The organism is Loktanella sp. 3ANDIMAR09 (assembly GCF_001420005.1).
Classification (GTDB): Bacteria; Pseudomonadota; Alphaproteobacteria; order Rhodobacterales; family Rhodobacteraceae; genus Loktanella.
Genome location: NZ_LJAK01000010.1, coordinates 1 through 19,918 on the forward strand (window position 1 = coordinate 1; position 19,918 = coordinate 19,918).

23 protein-coding genes are annotated in these 19,918 nt (G+C 60.8%); 19 read left to right on the forward strand and 4 right to left on the reverse strand.

What is annotated here, in order from left to right:
- Window positions 1-127: 127 nt before the first annotated feature.
- On the reverse strand, window positions 128-766 hold the full coding sequence (locus tag AN189_RS13845; RefSeq protein ID WP_157057500.1) for a LysE family transporter: 639 nt from the start codon (window positions 764-766) through the stop codon (window positions 128-130).
- Between the two features lie 307 nt (window positions 767-1,073).
- On the opposite strand from AN189_RS13845, the gene AN189_RS13850 reads away from it, so the two are divergent.
- The 6 genes from AN189_RS13850 (at window position 1,074) to AN189_RS13875 (ending at window position 5,987) form a co-directional block, all read left to right on the forward strand.
- The gene (locus AN189_RS13850; RefSeq protein ID WP_055296357.1) at window positions 1,074-1,463 is read left to right on the forward strand and encodes a DUF3768 domain-containing protein; all 390 of its coding nucleotides are present in this window, start codon (window positions 1,074-1,076) and stop codon (window positions 1,461-1,463) included.
- 155 nt (window positions 1,464-1,618) lie between these two features.
- A complete protein-coding gene (locus AN189_RS13855) occupies window positions 1,619-3,601 on the forward strand; it encodes a ParB/RepB/Spo0J family partition protein (RefSeq protein ID WP_056037011.1) in 1,983 nt (660 codons plus the stop codon).
- A gap of 72 nt (window positions 3,602-3,673) precedes the next feature.
- The gene (locus AN189_RS13860; protein ID WP_056037014.1) at window positions 3,674-4,366 is read left to right on the forward strand and encodes a hypothetical protein; all 693 of its coding nucleotides are present in this window, start codon (window positions 3,674-3,676) and stop codon (window positions 4,364-4,366) included.
- Window positions 4,366-5,019, forward strand: coding sequence for a hypothetical protein (locus AN189_RS13865; RefSeq protein WP_056037017.1), 654 nt, complete (start codon window positions 4,366-4,368; stop codon window positions 5,017-5,019). Before AN189_RS13860 ends, AN189_RS13865 begins: the two co-directional genes overlap by 1 nt.
- A 126-nt stretch (window positions 5,020-5,145) precedes the next feature.
- Window positions 5,146-5,472: a type II toxin-antitoxin system PrlF family antitoxin gene (locus tag AN189_RS13870; RefSeq protein ID WP_056037020.1), complete on the forward strand. Its 327-nt coding sequence runs from the start codon at window positions 5,146-5,148 to the stop codon at window positions 5,470-5,472.
- Window positions 5,469-5,987 carry a type II toxin-antitoxin system YhaV family toxin gene (locus tag AN189_RS13875; protein WP_056037023.1) on the forward strand — a complete coding sequence of 173 codons (519 nt, stop codon included), beginning with the start codon at window positions 5,469-5,471 and terminating at the stop codon, window positions 5,985-5,987. Before AN189_RS13870 ends, AN189_RS13875 begins: the two co-directional genes overlap by 4 nt.
- A 269-nt stretch (window positions 5,988-6,256) precedes the next feature.
- On the opposite strand, the gene AN189_RS13880 is transcribed toward AN189_RS13875, so the two are convergent.
- The gene (locus AN189_RS13880; protein ID WP_172794922.1) at window positions 6,257-6,670 is read right to left on the reverse strand and encodes a helix-turn-helix domain-containing protein; all 414 of its coding nucleotides are present in this window, start codon (window positions 6,668-6,670) and stop codon (window positions 6,257-6,259) included.
- Between the two features lie 16 nt (window positions 6,671-6,686).
- Between AN189_RS13880 and AN189_RS13885 the strand changes: the two genes are divergently transcribed.
- The 10 genes from AN189_RS13885 (at window position 6,687) to AN189_RS13925 (ending at window position 13,494) form a co-directional block, all read left to right on the forward strand.
- On the forward strand, window positions 6,687-7,154 hold the full coding sequence (locus AN189_RS13885; RefSeq protein ID WP_230798174.1) for a mercuric transporter MerT family protein: 468 nt from the start codon (window positions 6,687-6,689) through the stop codon (window positions 7,152-7,154).
- A gap of 15 nt (window positions 7,155-7,169) precedes the next feature.
- The gene (locus AN189_RS13890) at window positions 7,170-7,475 is read left to right on the forward strand and encodes a heavy-metal-associated domain-containing protein (protein WP_037275594.1); all 306 of its coding nucleotides are present in this window, start codon (window positions 7,170-7,172) and stop codon (window positions 7,473-7,475) included.
- Window positions 7,476-7,492: 17 nt separating this feature from the next.
- Window positions 7,493-7,747 (forward strand): hypothetical protein, encoded by a 255-nt coding sequence (locus AN189_RS13895; protein WP_045685387.1) that lies wholly within the window; start codon window positions 7,493-7,495, stop codon window positions 7,745-7,747.
- On the forward strand, window positions 7,744-8,130 hold the full coding sequence (gene merF / locus AN189_RS13900; RefSeq protein WP_037275593.1) for a mercury resistance system transport protein MerF: 387 nt from the start codon (window positions 7,744-7,746) through the stop codon (window positions 8,128-8,130). Before AN189_RS13895 ends, merF begins: the two co-directional genes overlap by 4 nt.
- Window positions 8,127-8,264, forward strand: coding sequence for a hypothetical protein (locus AN189_RS19180; RefSeq protein WP_157057501.1), 138 nt, complete (start codon window positions 8,127-8,129; stop codon window positions 8,262-8,264). Before merF ends, AN189_RS19180 begins: the two co-directional genes overlap by 4 nt.
- Before the next feature lies 1 nt (window position 8,265).
- Window positions 8,266-9,696, forward strand: coding sequence for a mercury(II) reductase (gene merA, locus AN189_RS13905; protein ID WP_037275592.1), 1,431 nt, complete (start codon window positions 8,266-8,268; stop codon window positions 9,694-9,696).
- A gap of 23 nt (window positions 9,697-9,719) precedes the next feature.
- Window positions 9,720-11,072: an NAD(P)/FAD-dependent oxidoreductase gene (locus AN189_RS13910; protein WP_037275590.1), complete on the forward strand. Its 1,353-nt coding sequence runs from the start codon at window positions 9,720-9,722 to the stop codon at window positions 11,070-11,072.
- A 129-nt stretch (window positions 11,073-11,201) separates the two neighbouring features.
- Entirely contained in the window at window positions 11,202-11,870 is a 669-nt protein-coding gene (locus AN189_RS13915; protein ID WP_037275588.1) for a cytochrome c biogenesis protein CcdA, read from the forward strand.
- Complete coding sequence (locus AN189_RS13920; protein WP_037275586.1) at window positions 11,867-13,105, forward strand: MFS transporter; 1,239 nt, start codon at window positions 11,867-11,869, stop codon at window positions 13,103-13,105. The genes AN189_RS13915 and AN189_RS13920 overlap by 4 nt, the downstream gene beginning before the upstream one ends.
- A gap of 32 nt (window positions 13,106-13,137) precedes the next feature.
- On the forward strand, window positions 13,138-13,494 hold the full coding sequence (locus AN189_RS13925; RefSeq protein WP_037275584.1) for a YnfA family protein: 357 nt from the start codon (window positions 13,138-13,140) through the stop codon (window positions 13,492-13,494).
- Between the two features lie 9 nt (window positions 13,495-13,503).
- On the opposite strand, the gene AN189_RS19385 is transcribed toward AN189_RS13925, so the two are convergent.
- Window positions 13,504-13,689 (reverse strand): hypothetical protein, encoded by a 186-nt coding sequence (locus AN189_RS19385; protein ID WP_172794923.1) that lies wholly within the window; start codon window positions 13,687-13,689, stop codon window positions 13,504-13,506.
- A gap of 162 nt (window positions 13,690-13,851) precedes the next feature.
- Between AN189_RS19385 and AN189_RS13930 the strand changes: the two genes are divergently transcribed.
- The 3 genes from AN189_RS13930 (at window position 13,852) to AN189_RS13940 (ending at window position 19,299) form a co-directional block, all read left to right on the forward strand.
- On the forward strand, window positions 13,852-18,126 hold the full coding sequence (locus AN189_RS13930; RefSeq protein WP_056037025.1) for a strawberry notch family protein: 4,275 nt from the start codon (window positions 13,852-13,854) through the stop codon (window positions 18,124-18,126).
- A gap of 14 nt (window positions 18,127-18,140) precedes the next feature.
- Window positions 18,141-18,446, forward strand: coding sequence for a hypothetical protein (locus AN189_RS13935; RefSeq protein WP_056037027.1), 306 nt, complete (start codon window positions 18,141-18,143; stop codon window positions 18,444-18,446).
- A gap of 124 nt (window positions 18,447-18,570) precedes the next feature.
- Entirely contained in the window at window positions 18,571-19,299 is a 729-nt protein-coding gene (locus AN189_RS13940) for a DUF736 family protein (RefSeq protein ID WP_056037030.1), read from the forward strand.
- Window positions 19,300-19,439: 140 nt separating this feature from the next.
- Here the strand turns inward: AN189_RS13940 and AN189_RS13945 are convergent, their stop codons facing one another.
- On the reverse strand, window positions 19,440-19,916 hold the full coding sequence (locus tag AN189_RS13945; protein WP_056037034.1) for a hypothetical protein: 477 nt from the start codon (window positions 19,914-19,916) through the stop codon (window positions 19,440-19,442).
- Window positions 19,917-19,918 lie beyond the last annotated feature (2 nt).

Here is a 19,918-nt window from a genome sequence, read left to right on the forward strand (position 1 = left end):
AGTGACGCATGTGGTGATGACCACGAATGACGGCTGTGCGCAGGGAGCTGACTTTGCAAAGTTTGGCCCGTTTACCGACAGCGGACCTTCGTGCCATGCGTGGCGAATTCGGGCTTTGAGCCCACACCTACTGGGTACGACGCAGCGCAGCGTAGGCGATAGATCCACCTAAACCGACAAAGATTGCACCGAAGGTATAGGAAATCGCGGTTTGAAATCTATGAAACACACGCATGGCGATTTTTGTGGAAAATACTGTTGCCGTGATCGAATGTAGGACCACCGCGAGTAGCCCACAGATAAAAACGACTAAGGCCAAAAACCAGTTCGACGCCGTGGTCGGTATAAAGGCTGTCATAACTGATCCAAAGAAAAGCGCAGCTTTTGGATTAGTCATGCTGACAACGAACCCTGATGTGAACGATTGCTTGATCGTCCGGTCCGGTGCTTCGGTCAAGCTCATGGCATCATTTTGTTTTCTGGCGGCATTTATAGATTTGAAACCGAGCCAAATGAGATAAGCGGCACCGGCGAGCTTGAGGGCAATCACGGCTCTTGGGAACAGATCAAATAGGATCGCAACTCCTAAAACTGCGAAAATTGACCAGATCAACGCTCCACATGCCAGACCAAAACCCGTTGCCAAGCCGTGCTTGCGTCCAAGCGTTAACGATGCAGTCATGACCGCAAGCATATTGGGACCGGGCGTTATCCAAGCGGCAACATTCACAAGAATTATCGTTCCGAGAGAGAGCACAAAACCCACAGCGCAAGTCCTTTATGTCACATATTAAACGCCAAATGTGTATTTTGCCAATGGCGGCTTCGTCCGCATCTTTCCCCTTCATAACCCGCGTGGTGAAGGTCAGCTATCGCAAATGCGCACAGAGGGGCATGGGTCCGCTTCGGGCTGGGAGCGGTCGTTGCTTCTGAAAGCCCAATAGCCGCATATCCCGCACACCTGACTTTTGGATTTATTCGGGTCGGGTAGGTTCTGTATGGGTCCTTCCGCCAAGCGGAAAAGAAAATGCGGGCTTTGAGAAGGGTGTTTCAACTTCTCAAAGGAGATCCACATGTCCATGAATGTTCAACCCCAGCCAGACCTTCCGGATCCGACCGTGATCGCGGCGCAAAACGACGCGTTTCGCAAGCTCGCGTGCCTTGGGGTGCCGCCTGCGCCGCCCATCCAGGGCCGCATGCATGTCACCCGCGCGCTTATGGAGGCCGGTGACGGCTTCATGGCCGAGGCGGTGAAGGCAACCGGTGAGTTTGCCACGTTCGAGCCTGAGAATGACCCAGAAGGCTGGCATGATTTCGGGGCGGTCGAGATCCGGGGCGAGACCGTGTTCTGGAAAATCGATCTCTATGAGGCGGATTCGGACTTCCGCTATGGGGCGGAGACCCCAGACAATCCCGCCACCACCGTCCGCGTGCTCACCATCATGCTGGCGCGCGACTGGTAGGGCAGGGGACACCCCCTCCTGAAACCCCAGGCGATGAAGGCCCACTGACCCCTCAAAGGGAAAGTGGGCCTTTTGTCGTGGTGATCCCTGAAGCCGGGGATTGGTCACGCGCGTGAGCGCGCGGGCCACACCTCACCCTCCTGGAAGGATATCCCATGACCACAAGCTTTGCTCCCCTTACCGTCGCTATCGGCGATCTCGTCCCGCATCCCGCCAATGTGCGCAGCAACTCTCCGGAAACTTATGACCCCGAGAACATCGCGCATCTGAAGGCCAGCATCGCCGTTCTGGGTCTCCTGCAGCCGCTCCTGGTCCAGAAGCTTGACGGCAAATATGCTGTCCTCGCCGGCGGACGGCGCCATGCAGCCCTGAAGGAGCTGATCGCCGACAAGGCCACCAAGGGGTTCACCGCGAAAACCAAGATCGACTGCCGCCTCGTGCCGGAAGACTGCGACGTCACCACGGCGCTGTCGCTCGCCGAGAACATCACCCAAGCACCGATGAATGCCATCGACGAGTTCGAGGCCTTCGCCCGGATGATGGAGGTCGACGGCCAGACGCCCGAGACGATCGCAAAGACCTTCGGCACCACGGTGGCGGCCGTGAAAGGCCGGTTGCGCTATGGCCTGATCCACCCCGACATCCGCGCCGCGGCCCGGGGCAAGGTGATCACGCTCGACACGATGAAGGCCTTCGCCGAGCACCCGAGCCAGGAGGTGCAGCGCGAGGTCTTCGAGGCGCTCACGAAAGACGGCGGCTATTTGCAGGCCTACACGGTCCGTCAGGCCCTCAAATCCCGCGGTGTGCAGGTCAGTGACGATATCGGAGCTTTCGTGCGCGCGGACTATGAAGCGCGCGGCGGTGCCGTCGCTGCTGACCTTCTGGAAGAGCATTCCGTGCTCGAGGATGCGGCGCTGGTCGAGACCATCCTGCTCGAGAAGCTCGGTGCTGCTGCCGAAGAGGCCCGTATGAGGCTGGGATTTGCCTGGGCCGATGCGATGGTGCGCTATGATTACGCGACCATGGCCGACTACGGCCGCGTCTATCCCGGCCCGATCGAGCCGGATGAGGCTGCCCAGAAGCGCATTGATGAGATTACCGCCGAGCTTGAGAAATTGCAGCTCGAGATGGAGAATGAGGGGCTCGAGGACGGTGCCTACAATGCCCTTTACGACCGCGTCGACGCTCTGGAAGAGGAAGCCCGCGACCTGCAGGAGGCCTACAGCACCGAGGACCTCGCGCGGTCCGGGGTGATCGCGTCGTGGCAGGGTGGGCAGATCACGCTCCATGTTGGCCTCGTCCGCCCCGAGGACACCGTCAAAGAGGAGGGCGCACGCGGCTCCTCAAGTAACCCGACGGGGGAGGAGGCACCGGACGCCGGCGAAATCACCTACCCGGCCTCACTGGCTGAGGACCTCAAGACCGAGCGAGCCATGGCGCTTGGGGCCGCGATGGCGCTGCATCCGGAAGCCACGCTCGATCTGACGCTCTTCAAGCTGGTGAGCGACGTTCTGGCCAGCGGCATGAGTGTCACGCAGGCGATCAAGATCGATGCCCGCAAGGAATACCGCAGCCATGCCAAGATGGACGAGATCGACGAGACCTCGCTTGAGCAGGTGGCGGCGGCGCATGATGCGCTTGATCTGTCCTGGCTCGATGACAGCCGCGCGCCCGCCGATCAGTTTGCGGCGTTTCGCGCGCTGAAGGCCGGCGAGAAGGCCAAGCTCGTCGCCTATGCCACGGCCAGCACCACGCAGTCCTGCTTCGCGCGGGACCGATCGCGCGACAGACTGATGCATGCGTTCGAGATCGAGATCATGCCCGATATCCGCGCCCACTGGATACCGAATGCGGCGCTCTTCAACCGCTTCAAGAAGGCCTGGCTCCTGAAGATCCTCGGCGAGGATCTGGGTCTCGCCCAGGAGGCGGTGACGCTGGCCTCGTCGAGCAAGAAGGAAATCGTCGCCTTCTGCGACAAGCTCTTTGCAGAGCCCTTCGCCACGCTCACGGACGCGCAGCGCGCTGCCGTGGCCGCCTGGTGCCCGCCGATGATGCAGACCGCCGGTATCGCCTTTGATGAGGCGGAGCCAACTTCGGAAACCCCGGAACCTGACGGCGAGGTCGCGCAAGCGGCCTGAGTCCTCACGCGACCCGCGCGAGGCATTCCCCGCGCGGGTCGACCCTCCCACACCCAACCGAAAGACATCCTCATGGCTATTCTCAAGTTCTCTGCGTCCGCTGTTGCGGCACAGATCGCCCATGCGCGCGCCTGCAAAACCTTCCTGCCCAACTGGAACGGGCCCGTGGACAGGCCCGCCCTGATCCTGATCGTCGGCAATGGTGTGCATCTGCGCTCAAACGGCATCGATGGCACGACCACCCGAATCGTCACCACCGAACAGGCCGATCCCTCTTTCGCCTTCGCCGACGGCATGAACCCGTTTCGGGACACCGACTGGATGGCGCAGCGCCGCATGGCGTTTCGCGATCTGACCGGCCAGTTCTACACCGACATCCTGGATGACGTGCAGGTGCTCATCGACCGGGGGCGGGGGGCCATCCGGCTGGCCACCGATGGCCACGGCATCCGCGTCTTCGTGCGCCGGGCCTCGGACTATCTCATCGGCGGGACCTACGAGGTGCCCTCGGGCCTCGGCGGCACCTTCCGGGTCATCCTCAAGGATGCCTGCGACACCTTCGCGATCGTGCAGAACTGCGGCAATTCGGCGTTTTGGGAATTCGAAGAAGATGATGCAGCGCCAATGTCCCGAGAGCGCGAAGCGCGGCAGGGTATTGGTGCTTCAACTCATTCCCATAAACGCTGCGAGGATTTCGACGCCATGCAGCCCTACCGCGTGCCGCTCGATGCGCTGATGGAGATCGACGATCGGAGGGCGGCATAGTGGGATGGCTTTTCTACACCAACCGCCGTATCAAATCCTACGCGGATGAGAAGGCGGAAATTACACGGCTCTGCACCTTCGAGGGCGACACGCGCAAAACTGAACTGGTCAAGGCCTGCAAGGTCGCCTCCACCTGGTATGCGGCGGCAAGGGTCACCAATCTCGACGGCACCGCTGTCGAAGACGCGACCTATATGACCGATGCGGATGGCTCCATCACGTTCGGGGCTGTCTTCCTCACCCGATACGATGACGGCTGCTGGGGCTACAAGGACATGGAGGAAAGTGCTGGCCCGAACGAGTCTCGTGCTCCCATTGGGCTGATCGAGCTTCTCTCCGACCTGAAAGACCCGGACAGCTACGCCCAGGACTGGCGCCAGCGCTGCCGGGATTGGGCAGCGATCCCGGACTACGAGGAAGGCGACAAGATCAGGCTCGCCACGCCCGTGACGCTCACCGATGGCAGTACATGCCAGATCGTCACCGCGACGCACTACAAGCGGGGGCGGCAAAAACGCCGCTGCTACCGCATCGAGGAAACCGGTGGGCTCGTACGCCTGTCGAAGGCCTCGCTTGCGGGCTCGGAGCTGCTCAGTTCCGCAAAAGGTGCTGCAAGCCCGGTGCTGGCGGAGTATCTCGCGGGGCGACATTAGGTCCTGCGCCGGACGGTTCATCGGCCTGCCCGGCGACAGCAGATCCTGCGGCTTATCTTGACATGGCAATGCGAATGCATTACCTATCGCAGGCAGCAAAGCCCCCCATTCTTTCAGGAGACTGCCATGACAGCGCTCGCACAAGACGTCTCGAAACTCACGGATCGGTATCAGACGACCGTGCCGGCGGGTGTGCGAAAACAGCTCAAGCTGGGCAAGGGCGACCAGATTCGTTACTGCACCGAGCCGAGTGGCAGGGTCTATATCGAGCCCGTGCGCAGCGACGAGGAAGATCCTGTGCTCGGCGCCTTTCTCGATTTTGTCGAGGCCGATATCAAGGCGCATCCGGACCGCATTCGGGCGTTCGATGGGGCTTTGCATGACCATCTTGCAGCACTGGTCGGAGACGTTGATGTCGATCTCGATGCGCCGCTATCGCTCGAGGATGAATGAGCGGCGATAGCGTGCCCGCCCAAGCGCCCCTTGTCGTAAACGGATGGTCGATTTATGCGCATCCGCTCTTTCTGGAACAGCTCGAAGGGCTGATTGAAGAGGTCGAGGCGCGTAAGGCACGCGATCCTAAGACCTGGCGCAAGAAGAATTCCACGAAACGGCTGGCCGCCATCTTCAAGCTGGTCACCGAGGCCATACCGGCAGATCCGGGTGCCGCCGCCTTCCGGCAAGGCGGCACACTCGGCGATCACCGCAAGCACTGGTTCCGGGCGAAATTCTTCCAGCAGTATCGGTTGTTCTACCGGTTCAACAGCGATGCGAAGGTCATCGTGGTGGCTTGGGTGAACGACGACAAGACTCTGCGCGCCTATGGCAGTAAGACGGATGCCTATGCGACGTTCAAAGGGATGCTGGAAGATGGCAACCCACCTGACAATTTCGACGCGCTCTTGAAAGAAGCAGTGGCGGCGGACAAGCGGTTCGAGACGTCCCTTGAAGCGGCGCCTGATCGGTAAGTGGGGTCGAATTCCGGAGGGGGCAGAATCCCCCGCTAAGGCTGCCAGTAAGGGGCTCGTTCTGCGATATTATCTCCCGTCACCCTTGAGCCGAGTGAAAGAGGCGACATTGGTGTGTCATATGGCTGGTACGATGAAATTCTCAGAAGTCCCTCCCTATCCGTACACCTGCCGTTCGCTGCATCGTGTACGAACTGGTAAGATGCGGACTTTCCGGGCTTTCGCTGCGCGATGCACGAAGGTCCGTTGTTCCCTTTTTTCAGGGTGGACTAACCTTCGAGAAGTGCGTCAATCACCGCACATTCTGGTGCGGCGTCGCCTGTACATCGAGCGACGGTTTCCGACAGGACACGTTCGATCCGCGTGAGATCGGCTATTTTCGCCTGCACATCTTCAAGATGCGTCTCAGCAACGGTCTGGACCTGAGCGCAGGTTTGAGACCGGTCATCGACCAACCCGAGCAGCCCGCGAATTTCTTCCAGGGAGAAACCGAGATCGCGGGACCGCATGACGAACTTCAACCGTTTGACATGAATATCATCATAGCTTCGATACCCTTTTGCGGTGCGCGGTGGGTCGGGCATGATACCGACCGTCTCGTAGTAGCGGATGGTTTCGAGATTGCAGCCCGTGGCCCGTGCTAGATCGACCCGCCGGAGTGCTTTCACGCTTCTGTTATCCATTATCCGCAGAAATCCCTTGAGCCTGTATCAACTACAGACCGTAGAACGATGGAAAGAACAGAACAAGGGCGATTCGATGGAGCAAAGTATTTCAGACCATAAATCCGGCCACGTGCGTCAGGTTGGCGATGACACCGCGAAAGGCTGGGGTGCGACCGGCTTCGGCGTTCTCGGTGCGTTGGCGATGACCTCGTGCTGTATTCTGCCGCTTGTGCTGGTGAGTTTCGGCGTGACTGGCGTCTTCATCGCGCAGCTCGGGGCGTTCTATGCCTACAAATGGTACACTTTCGCGCTAAGTGCCGCGTTTCTCGGATACGGGTTCTACAAGGCATACAAGCCGGTGAATACGGACGCCTGCGCCGATGGCACCTGTGCCCGGCCAATCAACCGGACTGTGATGCGGGTGACACTTTGGGCCGCCGCCGCAATCGTCGCGGTAGCGATGGCCTTTCCCTACATCACGCCCTTCATTCTGAAATTCTAAACAAGGAACAAAATCATGAAACACGTACTGTTATCGTCAACGCTGGCCATTGCTGCGTTTGCCCCAGCGGCTTTTGCCGAAGAGCGCACCGTCGAGATTGCAGTCGGCGAACTGACCTGCCCCTCCTGTTCGTTCATCGTTGCCAGTTCGATGCGCGGCGTTCCATCGGTCCAGATCGACGACTTCGTTGACGGTCCCGAGTATGGACAGGGCGTTTACAGTGTCACCTTCGATGATGCCGAGACCAGCGTGGACAGCATCATCGATGCAGTGGCGGCAAATGGCTACCCCGCCCAGGCTCTGCCGGACACGGCGTCCTAACCACGGGGAAATTTGCAATGCGTGACAACCTTATGGGCGGGCTACTGGGTTTCGGAGTTGCGACTCCGGTCGTGATCGTGTGCTGCGGTGGCGGCACAGCTCTGCTTGCTGCGGCGTTCGGCGGCCTCGCAGCGTGGATGTCGGGGCTTGGCTGGATAGCCGTCGCACTGGTTGTGGCGCTCGCCTTCCTTGTCGTTCGTGAATTCCGGCGGTCCGCCAATGGCCGCACCTCGATTTCCAATCATTCTCCAGAAAGAAAGAGCGCTACTTGACCCAGAACATTGAGAACCCCGACCGCTTGCTAAAATGGGGGCTGGGTGGCGCACTCTTTGCGGCCCTGTGCTGCTTCACACCCCTCCTGGTCGTCGTTGTGGCCGGTGTCGGCCTGTCGGCTTTGACCGGTTGGCTCGACTACGCGCTGTTCCCACTTTTGTTCTTTTGCCTTGCCGTCGTGGCGCAAGCGCTCTGGCTGCGCGCCGGGCGCGTGGGGCCGAACCCGAAACTCTGGGCGACGGCGATTGCCGCTGCTCTGTCGATCCTCATCATCTGGATCGAGTTCCGTTTCGCGCTGCGCATTACGGTCGGCGCTTTCGTGGCTGTCGGCGTCTACGCTTTCTACCTCAATAAAATGAAATCCAAGGAAGCGACACAATGATGATGGGATCTTGCACAGGGATTGGCATGTTCTTCGGAATGCTTGGCATGCTGACACCGCTCATAGCCATTGGTGCGATCATTTATCTGGTCGTTGCCAAACGAAAAAACTCTGATCTGCACGAGGCGCGCTGAAATGAAAGATATCAACAAGAATGATGATGGAAATGGCGGATACGACCTTATCGTCATCGGCGCAGGCTCGGCGGGTTTCTCCGCTTCAATCACCGCTGCTGACGCGGGAAAACGTGTCGCACTTGTCGGGCATGGCACCATCGGCGGCACCTGCGTGAACGTCGGCTGTGTGCCGTCCAAGGCAATGATCCGCGCCGCTGAGGCGATCCATGGCGCACATGCCGCCAAGCGGTTTCCTGGCCTGTCCGGTCACGCACAACTCGATGACTGGCACACGCTGATCGAGTCGAAAGACGATCTGGTCGCGACCTTGCGTCAGAAGAAATACGCAGACCTGCTGCCGGAATACGCGGGTGTCGATTATATCGATACTGGTCCGGCGCGGCTGATCGAGGGTGGCGTCATCGTCGGGGGTCGCACGTTGACCGCAATGAAAATGATCATTGCAACCGGTGGTCATCCGGTCCTGCCGACGATTGACGGAATCGAGGAGGTCGGCGCACTCGATAGCACCAGCTTGCTGGAGCTTGAAACCCTGCCGGAAAGTCTGATTTTTATCGGGGCGGGCTACATCGGGGCGGAACTGGCGCAGATGATGAGCCGGATGGGCGTGAAGGTCACGCTGGTGACACGGTCACACCTGCTTCCCGGTGCCGAACCGGAAGTGTCCGGGGCTTTGACGGACGCTTTTGCCGCCGAGGGGATCACCCTGCTGACCGGCCTGAGTTATGAGAACGTCAGACGTGACGCGTCGGGCGTGACCTTGCGGGTTATGCAGGGCGGCGAGCCTGTCGAGGTCACGGCGGATCATCTTGTTTCGACCGCAGGTCGGCGTGCCAATACCGACAGTATGGGTTTGGACGAGGTCGGCGTGAAAACCGACGCGCGCGGGTCCATCGTCATCGGCGACGACATGCAGACGTCGGTGCCCGGCATCTATGCGGCGGGCGACGTGACAGACCGCGACCAGTTCGTCTATATGGCAGCCTACGGGGCAAAATTGGCTGTGAAGAACGCCGTTCTGGGCGATGATCAGCGCTATGACAATTCTGCCATGCCCTGGGTCGTGTTCTCCGATCCACAGATTGCCGGGGTCGGGCTGAGCGAGCAACAGGCTCGCGACGCAGGGTTCGACGTGAAGACTTCGGTCGTGCCACTCGATCAGGTCCCGCGCGCTCTTGCCGCCCGCGACACACGTGGATTGATCAAGCTTGTGGCGGATAAGAAAACCGACAAACTGCTTGGTGGCCAAATCATCGCACCCGAAGGATCGGACACGATCCAGACACTGGTCATGGCGTTGAAGTTCGGCATGACGACCAAAGACTTGGGCGCAACGATCTTTCCCTATCTGACGACGGTCGAGGGCCTGAAATTGGCCGCGCAGACTTTCGATATGGACGTGGCAAAACTTAGCTGCTGCGCCGGATAAAGACACGTAAGAAGGATCTAAATATGAGTGAGACGTATGACCTGATCGTTATCGGGGCGGGCATGGCCGGGGTTGCGGCGGCGAACAAATGCGGTGCGGCAGGCTGGCGCGTGGCCATCGTGGATGCGCTGCCCTACGGCGGCACCTGCGCCTTGCGTGGTTGCGATCCTAAGAAAATATTGCGGCGTGGCGCTGAAATCGTCGATGCCGCACGGTTGATGGACGGCAAAGGGATCGATCCCAGCGGACTAAAGATCAACTGGTCCGATCTGATGGCTCACAAACGTGGTTTTACCGATCCGGTGCCGGACAAGATGGAAAAGGGTCTGACCGGAAACGGCGTCGAGACGTTGCACGGTGCCGCGCGGTTCACCGGTGCCAACGCGCTCGAAGTTGACGGGCAGTCCTATCAATCGAAACGTTTCCTTATCGCCGCTGGAGCGATCCCGAGACCTGTCACCTTCGCCGGTGCCGATCTGATGATCGACAGCACGGATTTTCTCAATCTTGAGGCTTTGCCCAAGCGCATCCTGTTTGTCGGTGGCGGCTTCGTATCTTTTGAGTTTGCGCATATCGCCGCACGTGCTGGGGCCGAGCCTGTCATCGTAGATCGCGGTGCCCGCCCGCTGAACGCTTTTGACCCTGATCTGGTCGAGATGCTGATCGCGCGCAGTGCCGCTGTTGGTGTGGACCTGCAACGAGAAACCGAAATCGTCTCGATCACAACCTCCGGTGCGGGTTTTGCCGTTGAAGTGAAGACAGGCGACAACACAACGACCATTGAGACCGATCTGGTCGTGCATGGCGCGGGTCGCATCGCCGCTCTTGCCGATCTGAACCTTGAGGCCGCCGATGTCGCGTATGGCGACAAGGGCATCGTTGTGGCTCCGCATCTGCAAAGTACGACGAACGCCGCCGTCTTTGCAGCTGGAGATTCCGCCGATACCAAGGGAATGCCGCTGACGCCCGTTGCCGTGATCGAAGGTAAGGTCGCGGCCTCGAACATGCTCAAGGATCAGAAGATCTTGCCGGATTATTCCGGCATCCCGACCGCAGTGTTTACGGTACCCGAACTGGCCCGCGTCGGCATGTTGGAGGCTGAAGCCAAAGAGGCCGGTTATGATGTCGATGTCCGGTTCACTGATACGGGCGGCTGGTATTCCAACTACCGAATTGGAGAAAAATCCGCCGCCGCAAAGGTGTTGGTGGATAGGTCGGACGGCAAGTTGCTCGGCGCACACCTATTCGGACCGGAATATGGTGAGTTGATCAACTTTTTCGGCTTGGCGATGAAGTTGGGACTGACCGCAAAGCAGCTCAAGTCGATGACCGCCGTCTATCCCAGCGTCGGATCGGATTTGGGCTCGCTGCTCTGATTTGAAAGTTGGCGGAACCCACTGAACGCGCGGTCAAATACAAATGCCTGCTTGGCATCAAGAACAGCGCTTGACCTTATGGTTGGTGGAAGGCCCATCATCAAACTTATCATACAATGAAAGACATTTATGGATCTCACCTATCAGGCCCTGTTGCTTGCATTTGGCCTTGGCCTGCTCGGTTTCATCGAACCCTGCACGATCGGCGCTCACATGTTGTTTCTGGGAGGCCAGAGGTCTCGCCCGATGGGGCAGCGGTTCGGCGCGGCGATGACCTTTCTTCTGGCCAGGCTCGTCGTGATGGGGGGATTTGGCGGGATGATCGTCGTGCTGGGCCAACGCCTTATCGGTGTACAGACTGGCGCGTGGCTCATTTTTGGTGCAATTTACCTCGGCCTTGGTCTTGCGATCTTCGCGGGGTGGGACAAATCGATGCGCCGCCGCATTGGATTCGCGCCGGAGCGCTGGAAGGCGGCATCCAACCCGCTCGTTCAGGGGTTGGCGTTCGGACTTAACATTCCGGCCTGCGCAGCCCCAATCCTGTTTGGATTGATGGGTGCCGCAACTGTAAGCGGGTCGGCCATGACCGGGTTTGTGATGATGGCGGTCTTCGCCTTCGCGCTGTCGCTCCCGTTGTTGCCACTCTCTATTGTTCCCAGCCTTGCCAGGCCCCTTGATCGGCTTGCCGATTGGCTGCGACCGCGTCGTTGGCTATTGGGCGCGATCTTCGTCGGGCTTGGCATCTGGTCTGTTTGGTTTGGTCTGTTTGTCGAGCCCATCAATTGGAGCGGGATATGACGCCTCGCCGTCGCTTCTGGCACGTAGCTGGCGCAGGCACCGCGTTCCAGGCAGGATCGGCGGCGGTGGACAGCGCAACGGTGATGTCGGCGCTGGTTTATCAACTTACTGGAAGTTCGGTCGCCGTAGGCGCGGTGTCTACGATTTTGCGCCTCGGCTGGCTTCTGCCCCAACTCTTCGTTGGCTACTTCGCCGGTCGCGGTGCGTCTTCAATGCCATTCTATGTCGTCGGTGCGTTTGGACGGACGGCGGCCATTGCAATCCTCGCAATTGTTCTCTGGATTGGCGCGACCGCTGGTTGGGCTCATGTCACACTCGGTGCCGCGACCCTTGGACTTTGGGTTCTTTACGCTTTCCTCAGCGGCATCGTCGGTGTTCCTTACAATGATATCGTTGCCCGATCCGTCCCGTCAGAACACCGGAGCAGGATGCTTTCGATCCGCTTCTTCGGCGGAGGGGTCATAGCGCTTTTCGTCGCGGCGTTGGCAGACAGGCTGTTGCGGACGCTTGAATTTCCAGCATCCTATGCCGCCGTGCTGGGGATCGCGGCGATCCTGATGTTGCTTTCGTCTTTCATCTTCACCGTGATGGGCGAGCCTGAGCGAAATACACCCCTCAAAGTGGCCGGGAGTTTTACCGCCTACCTGCGTGAGGGTGCTGTGACCTTCCGAGAAGACCCAGTGTTCCGCCGCTTCGTTTTTGCGCAATGGTGCGGAGGTGCAGTTCTCATCGCAGCGCCGTTCTTTATCGTCGCCGCCGACAAGCTTGGGGTGGGGTTTGAAAACGTAGCACTTCTGCTCGGTGCCCAGACCATCGGGGCCCTCGTGGGCAATCCACTTTGGGGCTGGTGGGGCGATAGCCGGGGCAAACTGAGCCTGATGCGCGGGATCGCAGTTGCCCGCACCGCACCGCCAATCGCCCTTCTGGTTCTTTTGCTCATACCCGTTCCGGCGGAGGCACTCGTACCAATCCTGCTTGTCGTATTCTTCGTTCTCGGCGCATTAATGAATGGGCTGACGATTGCCGTCATCGGGCTGCTGATGGAGATCTCGCCGGACGACCAACGTCCAGCCTATAGCGGGTATTTCAACGCGCTTACGGCACCCGCTTTCGTTCTCCCGCTCGTCGGAGGCTTTGCCGTCGCCGCACTGGGAACATGGATAGTCTTCGCGACTGCTCTGTTAGCGGCATTTGGACAAGCCATCATTCTCGCGCGAATGGATGTTAAGGAATAGACCCGATTGCTTGGATACGTAAGTCTGACCCAATGAAAACAATTCTGATTTACTTCGTGGCCGCGCTGGCCGAAATCGCCGGATGTTTTGCCTTCTGGGCTTGGTTTCGGCTGGACAAGAGCGTGTTCTGGGTGGTGCCGGGGATGCTGTCCCTCGCGGCTTTTGCATGGCTTTTGACCCTCAGTCCGGCTGACCAGGCGGGACGCGCCTATGCTGTTTACGGGGGCATCTACATCGTATCGTCCCTGTTGTGGCTATGGGGTGTGGAAGGCCATCGCCCTGATCAATTGGATGTTATCGGAGCGGTAATTTGCCTTGTCGGTGCAGGTATTATTCTCTGGGCACCGCGCAGTATTAGAGAGGCGGCCGCAGACGGGGTGAAGCGCTGAAACGTTCGATTAGATCGCCTTCTGCTTCACGCGTTCCAACAGATCGGCTGCGCTTTCCTTCCGCTCGCGGCAGCGATCAAGCAGGTTTTCTACCGCCCTCGAAAGCAGCCATACATCCTTTGTGCAGCATCGGTCAAAGTGGGCTCCTAGCGGCCGGTCGCCGCGCGCCGCCTCAATGTCGGCTTTATTGATCAACAAGTTCGGCGGTTTTGCTGCGTGGCTTTCTCTTTGTTGCTGAGGAGGGCGGATTGCGTTGACGGCCCGCCCTTCTTAATAGCTTTTGGGCCGGATCCCCTGAAAAGCGAAAGCGGGCTTTTTGTCCTTTGGAACTCAGACCCTGATCCAAAGGAAACCCCCATGACCAAGCCCAATCCGGCAAACCCGGCATTCCCAATCTCCGACACTGATCTCGTCTCTGCCATCGCGCAGATCGGCGCGGAGGTCGACCACCAACCCCTGCGCAGCTCAGCGCTCGCGCGCATCATGCGCGAGACGTTTCATGGCAGCGATGCCGGCGGTGCCTGGGACTGGCGCATGGCATATGACCTGATGCAGGCCGCGGCTGTCCAGGTGCTGCTGCGTGGGGACGGCGCGGCAGGTGACATGGCCGCTGCAAAGCTGCTTGCCTCACGGCTCCTGACGGAAACGCGCCGGTCAGAGCAGCAAATCCGGCTCCAGCAGTTTTCCACGCCGCTGGCATTCGCGGCGCTGGTCTTACGGGCGGCGGCGATCCGCAAGGGCGAGACCGTGCTGGAACCCTCGGCTGGCACTGGTGCCCTGGCCGCTTTCGCTGCCCGGGCCGGTGCCACGCTTGTGCTCAATGAAATCGACCCCTTTCGCCAGCGCCTCCTGCGCGCGGTTTTCGGCGGCGAGGTCACAGGCCATGACGGCGAGCATATCGATGATCTGCTGCAGACGCCGGTTCTACCCGACGTCGTGGTGATGAACCCGCCCTTCGCCTCCTCGGTCGATCGCTCCCGAGACAAGCACATCGCCGCCAAACATCTCATCGCGGCAGCAAAGCGCCTGGCGCCCGGTGGGCGGCTGGTGGCGATCATGCCGCCGGGATTCACGCCCGAACGCGATGCCGCGCATTGGTCACGCGCCTGCGGTCTCCTGACGCCGCGCTTGGCGTTGACGATGCCGGGGCAGGTCTACCGCAAGCTCGGCACCTCTGTCGAAACCCAGCTCATGGTCTTCGACAAGGTGCAGGAGGGCGGCGAGATGATCCGCGCCAATGTCCGGGATCTGGATGAAGCCTTGGCATATGTCGACGCCGTGGCCGCAACCCGGCCCGAGATGCGCCCCGCCCAACGGGCGGCGGCGATCCCTAACGGGCGGCCGACCGTTCCATCATCTGCCCCGCGCAAGACCGCCGCTTCGCCTGTCGCCGCCTCCAAACCCCGGGCCAATGCCGTCCGTCCGCTCAGCTTCACAAGCTTTGAGACCCCGCGCGACAACACGCCCATCTCGGACATCTATGCGCGCTACCGTCCGCAGCGGATCGAGATTGCGGGTGCGCAGGAACATCCCACGCCGCTCGTTGAAAGCATCGCCATGGCCTCGGTTGCCCCGCCCATGCCCTCAAACACGGGCAGTGATGACTTGCGCCTGCCCGCACGGTTGATCGAGGAGGGACATCTCTCCGAGGCGCAGCTCGAGACCATCGTCATGGCGCATGATGCCCACGGGCGCGATCTGCCGGGGCGGATGCGCCTAGATGATGACCAGACCAAGATGACGCGCGCCGATGATGACCCGGATGCACGGGCCTATCGCCTCGGCTATTTCCTCGGGGACGGCACCGGCTGCGGCAAGGGCCGCGAATGCGCGGGGCTCATTCTCGTGAACTGGCTGGCCGGGCGCAGAAAGGCGATCTGGGTCTCCAAATCCGCCACGCTCATCGAGGACGCCATCCGCGACTGGAGCGATCTCGGCGGCTCGCCCGCCGACATCCAGCCGCTCTCCAAATGGAAACCGGACCAGCCCATCCCGATGGGCGACGGTATCCTCTTCGTCACCTACGCCACGCTGCGGTCCGCGGGCAAATGCGGCACCACGCGGCTGAGCCAGATCCTCGACTGGATGGGCGAAGACTTTGAAGGCGTCCTCGCTTTTGATGAGGCCCATGCCATGCAGAACGCGGCCGGGTCCGAGCAGGGCAGGGGGGTCAAACCCTCGCAGCAGGGCCTTGCGGGCCTGCGGCTGCAACTGGCAGCACCCCGCGCTCGCGTCTTCTATATCTCGGCCACGGGCGCCACGAGCGTGCACAACCTGGCCTATGCCGCGCGTCTCGGTCTCTGGGGGCAGGGGCCGGAATACCCCTTCCCGAGCCGCGAGGGTTTCGTTTCAGCGATGGAAGCCGGCGGCGTGGCTGCCATGGAGGTGGTCGCGCGTGATCTCAAGACGCTCGGCCTCTACACTGCCCGCGCCCTCAGCTTTGATGGCGTGGAGTATGACGTGCTCGAACACGCGCTCACCCCGGCCCAGATCGAGATCTACGACGCCTATGCCGGCGCCTTCCGGACGATCCATCACAATCTCGAGGCGGCGCTGACCGCGACAGGCGTCAATGATGCCTCCGGTCAGACGAATGCCTCCGCCGCAAAGGCCTCGGCCAAGTCCCGTTTCGAGAGCACGAAGCAGCGTTTCTTCAATCATCTCCTGATGGGCATGAAGGCTCCAAGCATCATCCGCGCCATCGAGGACGATCTGGCGGCGGGCAAGGCTTGCGTCATCCAGGTGGTTTCGACAGGCGAGAGCCTGCTGAAACGCCGGCTTGAGACGATGGACCCCGAGGATGAACTCGTCGAGGGTGCCTTGACGCCGCGCGATTACGTCCTGGGCTACCTCGAACAGGCCTTCCCGATTCATGCGCAAAAGCTCGTGGAGATCGACGGTAATATGGTGGCTGAACCCTTGCGCGACGCCAATGGCGCGCTGGTTGTCTCCCGCGAAGCGCTTGCCCTGCGCGATGCGGCCATGATGGAGTTGATGACGCTCGCCCCGATCCCTTCGGCGCTGGATCAGATCCTCTGTGCCTTTGGCGACGATGCCGTTGCCGAAGTGACCGGAAGGTCGATCCGACCTCTGAAGGCGGACGATGGCCACCTCTTCATCGAGAAGCGCGCCGCCAGCAGCAATTCGTCCGAGACCCAAGCCTTTATGGATGGTGAGAAGGATATCCTAATCTTCTCCGATGCGGGCGGGACGGGCCGGTCCTATCACGCGGCGCAAACGGCGAAGAACCAGAAGCGACGGCGGCACTATCTTCTGGAGCCCGGCTGGCGCGCGGATGCGGCCATCCAGGGGCTCGGGCGCACGCATCGCTCGGCTCAGGTCAGCGCGCCCTTCTTCCGGGTCTGCACCTCGGATGTGCATGGCGAAAAGCGTTTCACCTCGACTATAGCCAAGCGCCTCGACCAGCTAGGGGCCTTGACCAAGGGTCAGCGCGAGACCGGCTCGCAAGGCATGTTCCGGGAGGAGGACAATCTCGAAAGCCCGATCGCGCGGGCCGCACTACGTGGGTATTTCGCCGATCTTGCCGCCGGGCGCGCTGAAGCGATGAGCTACGAGAGCTTCACCGACTGGACAACCCTGCGGCTGATCGACAAGGACGGGGTGCTCCTTGAGGAGCTTCCCCCGATCCAGCGGTTTCTCAACCGGGTTCTGGCCCTTCCCATCCACATGCAGAACGCACTCTTTGCCGAGTTCATGCGCCGGATTGCCGATCAGACGGAACGGGCGCGCGCTGCGGGCACACTCGATCTCGGGGTGGAAACCCTGCGCGGCGAAAAGATCGAACAGGTCTCCACGGAGGATCTCTGGACCTGCCCGAAATCCGGCGCCGTGACGCGGATCATCGGACTTGAGGTGACCGACCCGGTCCACGTCCTTGGGGCCGCAGAGGCCATGTCGCGCAATCCCGACAAGCTACCCATGGTAAATCGCGCCTCCGGTCGCGCGGCGCTCATCTCGGCGCGGCCCATGCAGATGTATGACGAGGACATCGTCACGCTGATGCGCAAGGTGGTGCGGCCAAACGGGTCGAGCTATCTGGAGGAGACGCGGTTCGGGTCCTCGGCCTGGGAAGACATCGAAAGGCCCGAGTTTGTAACGCTTTGGGATGCCGAGGCTGCGTCCCTTCCAAAAACCACCACGACCAAGCTCTACCTGCTGACCGGGCTTCTGCTGCCGATCTGGAAGGATATTCCGACCACCAATGAGCGCATCTACCGGGTCACGCCGGACGGGGCGGCCGCCATGATCGGGCGCACGCTGAGCGAGGAAGGTGCGGCCGCGCTGCGCGCCCGCTTCCTCGTCTCCAATCCGCAAACGCCACAGGAGATGTTGACCGCCGCCCTCGGCACCACCGCACCTGTCGATCTGGGCCGGGGTCTCACCCTGACCCGTCGCCGGGTCGCAGGCGAGATGCGTCTCGAGCTGGGCGGTGCGGATCGGGGCATGATTGAACGTCTCAAGGCCATGGGGTGTTTCACCGAGATCATCGCCTTCCAGCTGCGGGTGTTCCTGCCGCACGGGGACGGGATCGACGCGGGAAGCATTCTGGCCCGGATCGTGGGAACCGAAACGTTCGCCGCGCAGGACGTGGCTTCAGTGGCAGCGGAATAGGTACGGAGGCGATCATGACACTCGAAGAGATCAAAGCCGCCATCGATGCCGGTCTGACCGTGCATTGGGCCAACACCGGCTACCGCGTGCACAAGGACAGCTTCGGCCAATACCTGATTACGTTTGAGCCGAACGGTAGCACCATCGGGCTGACCGACCGGAGCGGGCAGCGGTTGAACGGGGAGGAAGCAGAGTTCTTTATCGCTGGACCGGAGGGTGGCGACGAGAAGAGCCAGGACAGCCAACTGAGACCAGACGGGCAGGGGAGGGGCGTCGTACCCGGCGGGGAGGTGGCACAGTCTCTCAGGCGCCAGCGCTGAACTGAAGGTTGGGAAGAAAGGAAAGCGAGCTTTCTGGTTTGTGATCCCATGAGGGGTCGAAAAAGCAATCCCGGTTGTGCTGGCAAGGACGTCAGGCACCGGCCAATCCAAAAGGAACCATCCCATGTTCGCAGGAACCCTGACCCGCAACACCGAAACCGCAGCCGCCCAATACTCCGGCATGATCCATTCGACACGTTTCGACATCGCCATCCAGCTCGAAACCCGCCCGAAGATGTCCGAGCGCAGCCCGGATTACGACGTGACCGCGGTCAACAAGTCTGGCCGCAAGGTGCGCATCGGAACCGCATGGAACGAGACCGGCAATACAAGCGGCAACCCCTACATCTCGATGCAGATCGATGTCGGTCTCGGCCCGTTCCGCGTCAATGCGGTGCAGACGAAAGAAGCGCGCGCAGCCAAGAGCGGCGAGTTCGAGATCATCCCGCTGGTCTCCAACGGCTTCATGAAATCCGGCTCGATCTCGGGCGAACTGACCGCGATGGACGCCGACAACGCCTTCGCGGGTTACATCGCCAACATGATGTTCGACCTCGATTTCATGCTGATCGAGAACGACTACAAGTCCGTGGACACCCATCCCGATTACCGGGTCGAGGTCAGCTCGCCCCGCGGCAAGCCGATCCGCGTCGGGTCTGCCTGGATGGCCAAGAGCAGCCGCACGGGCAATAACTACCTGTCGCTGCTGATCAACACGCCCGATGGCGATCTGCGGGTCAACGCCGTGCAGAACGAAGAACAGCGCGGCGGGCAGACCTTCTCGATCATCCCGTTCATCGACAGCGGTGAGCAGCCGCAGGACGCGGGCGCGGGGCTCTCCTTGGTCGCCTAATCGGCGCGCGAGGGGGAGACGATCTGAACCCAAAGGGGAACCGTGGGATCACGGTTCCCCTTTTTCCGTGTCCGTTGGCGTGAAGGACGCCACCCGCTTACGATCAGGTTCAAATCATACGATGAGTATAGCAGCGAATTTTAGCGCTGTCGTTGAAGGCTGCGGCGTAACGCGCGGTTGCCCTCGTCTGGGTCATCCTCCCCGGGGTGTTTTCCCCCGCCCTTCCAGTCGTCCGACACGAGCCACTCCTCGAAATAGATCAGCCAGAGGTGGGTCCAGGGGATAATGGTGAGGTCCAAACGCTTGCTGGCGTCCCATTGTCCGGTTCCGGGCAGATACAGACAGAGACGATCCGGGTCATGGTAGATATGCGGCAGGTCTCGCCCACCGGCGAGCAACCTCAAATCAGGGTCTACGACCCGAACATCCGGCGTTCCGTCCCTCTTCAGAACAAGCGTGACCTGATATGACCGGGAAAGCGGCGTGGGTTGCGCCAGAAACCGCCACTCCAAACGGCCGGGCCCGAGCACACCTTCGCCGGAAATCGTCTTCGACCCCTGGAGGAATAGGTACTGCTGGGGGAGTGACAGCCGGTTTCTCGTGGTCGATCCCGCCATCG

Coding starts and splice junctions, on each gene's coding strand:
- AN189_RS13850 (WP_055296357.1), top strand. CDS start 1,074: ATGTCCATGAATGTTCAACCCCAGCCAGACCTTCCGGATCCGACCGTG.
- AN189_RS13855 (WP_056037011.1), top strand. CDS start 1,619: ATGACCACAAGCTTTGCTCCCCTTACCGTCGCTATCGGCGATCTCGTC.
- AN189_RS13860 (WP_056037014.1), top strand. CDS start 3,674: ATGGCTATTCTCAAGTTCTCTGCGTCCGCTGTTGCGGCACAGATCGCC.
- AN189_RS13870 (WP_056037020.1), top strand. CDS start 5,146: ATGACAGCGCTCGCACAAGACGTCTCGAAACTCACGGATCGGTATCAG.
- AN189_RS13875 (WP_056037023.1), top strand. CDS start 5,469: ATGAGCGGCGATAGCGTGCCCGCCCAAGCGCCCCTTGTCGTAAACGGA.
- AN189_RS13880 (WP_172794922.1), bottom strand. CDS start 6,670: ATGGATAACAGAAGCGTGAAAGCACTCCGGCGGGTCGATCTAGCACGG.
- AN189_RS13890 (WP_037275594.1), top strand. CDS start 7,170: ATGAAACACGTACTGTTATCGTCAACGCTGGCCATTGCTGCGTTTGCC.
- AN189_RS13895 (WP_045685387.1), top strand. CDS start 7,493: ATGCGTGACAACCTTATGGGCGGGCTACTGGGTTTCGGAGTTGCGACT.
- AN189_RS19180 (WP_157057501.1), top strand. CDS start 8,127: ATGATGATGGGATCTTGCACAGGGATTGGCATGTTCTTCGGAATGCTT.
- merA (WP_037275592.1), top strand. CDS start 8,266: ATGAAAGATATCAACAAGAATGATGATGGAAATGGCGGATACGACCTT.
- AN189_RS13910 (WP_037275590.1), top strand. CDS start 9,720: ATGAGTGAGACGTATGACCTGATCGTTATCGGGGCGGGCATGGCCGGG.
- AN189_RS13915 (WP_037275588.1), top strand. CDS start 11,202: ATGGATCTCACCTATCAGGCCCTGTTGCTTGCATTTGGCCTTGGCCTG.
- AN189_RS13920 (WP_037275586.1), top strand. CDS start 11,867: ATGACGCCTCGCCGTCGCTTCTGGCACGTAGCTGGCGCAGGCACCGCG.
- AN189_RS13925 (WP_037275584.1), top strand. CDS start 13,138: ATGAAAACAATTCTGATTTACTTCGTGGCCGCGCTGGCCGAAATCGCC.
- AN189_RS13930 (WP_056037025.1), top strand. CDS start 13,852: ATGACCAAGCCCAATCCGGCAAACCCGGCATTCCCAATCTCCGACACT.
- AN189_RS13935 (WP_056037027.1), top strand. CDS start 18,141: ATGACACTCGAAGAGATCAAAGCCGCCATCGATGCCGGTCTGACCGTG.
- AN189_RS13940 (WP_056037030.1), top strand. CDS start 18,571: ATGTTCGCAGGAACCCTGACCCGCAACACCGAAACCGCAGCCGCCCAA.
- AN189_RS13945 (WP_056037034.1), bottom strand. CDS start 19,916: ATGGCGGGATCGACCACGAGAAACCGGCTGTCACTCCCCCAGCAGTAC.